This is a genomic window from Spirulina sp. CCNP1310, from assembly GCF_034932185.1.
Lineage (GTDB): Bacteria > Cyanobacteriota > Cyanobacteriia > Cyanobacteriales > Spirulinaceae > Spirulina.
On the sequence record NZ_JAYGHW010000116.1, the window covers coordinates 1 to 608 of the forward strand.

A 608-nucleotide genomic window follows, 5' to 3' on the forward strand; every position below is an offset into this window, starting at 1 on the left:
CGATGCGACCACGAGGTCGCGCATCGTGACGGGTCGCGACTCGCTCGCCGCCAGGTGCGCCGCTGTTAGCGTGATGTTGCGGATCACGCCGCCGGAGATCTCCAGGTGCTCGGCGAGCAGTGGGAGGTCGAGGTCGTCGGCGCAAGGCAGGCTGCTCGGCAGGTGCTGCTGCCACAAGACGAGCCGGTCCGCCCCGTCAGGCTCGACGAACGCGCACACGACATCGAGTCGTCGCGAGAACGCGTCGTCGAGGTTGTTGCGCAATTTCGTGGTGAGCACGGCGATCCCGTCGTAACGCTCCATGCGCTGCAGCAGGTACGCCACCTCGACGTTGGCGTGGCGATCGTGGGAACTGCGGACCTCGGATCGCTTGCCGAACAACGCGTCGGCTTCGTCGAAGAGCAGCACACCGTTGACGAACTCCGCCTCGGAGAACACCCGCTCGAGGTTCTTCTCGGTCTCGCCGATGTACTTGTCGACGATCTGGCTGAGGTCGATGACGAACAGGTCGACGCCGAGCGAGTTCGCGACCACCTCGGCGGCGAGGGTCTTGCCGGTCCCCGACGGGCCGGCGAACAAGCACGTCACGCCGGCGCCGTCACCCGATC

Annotated in this window: 1 protein-coding gene; it reads right to left on the reverse strand. The window is 66.6% G+C overall.

Annotation, left to right across the window (positions count from 1 at the left end):
* Positions 1-608 (reverse strand): ATP-binding protein (locus VB712_RS20315; RefSeq protein WP_323258181.1); only part of this gene is annotated, 608 nt, incomplete at both ends.